This is a genomic window from Mesorhizobium sp. M2A.F.Ca.ET.067.02.1.1, assembly GCF_004023285.1.
Lineage (GTDB): Bacteria > Pseudomonadota > Alphaproteobacteria > Rhizobiales > Rhizobiaceae > Mesorhizobium.
Map to the genome: position 1 here is coordinate 1 of NZ_RZSB01001483.1, position 394 is coordinate 394.

Below are 394 nucleotides of genomic sequence, written 5' to 3' on the forward strand. Positions count from 1 at the left end.
CATTTGGCGGGCGCACATTCGGCGATGCCGGCGACAGCATCATGGCCGAATTCGGCAATCCGATCGAAGCCTTGCGGGCCGCCTTCGACTTCCAGGCGCGGATCGCAGCGCTGAATGCCGCGGTTGCCGAGGACATGCGCATGCCGTTTCGCGCCGGTATCAATACCGGCGATGTGATTGTCCGTGAGGGCCGTCTCTACGGCGACGACGTGAACATCGCCGCCCGGCTTCAGGAATTCGCGCCTCACGACGGCGTCGCCATCTCGGCGACGACCTGGCACCATGTGAAGGACAAGACAGCAGCGGTCTTTACCGATCTCGGCGAGGTCAGCCTGCAGACCCTCGCTCCGCCGGTGCGGGTCCTGATCGCGGGCCGCGGCGGCAACGGGCCTGC

Annotated in this window: 1 protein-coding gene; it reads left to right on the plus strand. The window is 66.2% G+C overall.

Annotated elements, in window-relative coordinates:
• Positions 1 to 41 precede the first annotated feature (41 nt).
• The coding region (locus EOA28_RS38440) for an adenylate/guanylate cyclase domain-containing protein (RefSeq protein ID WP_245501726.1) at positions 42 to 394 on the plus strand (353 nt) is incomplete at its 3' end.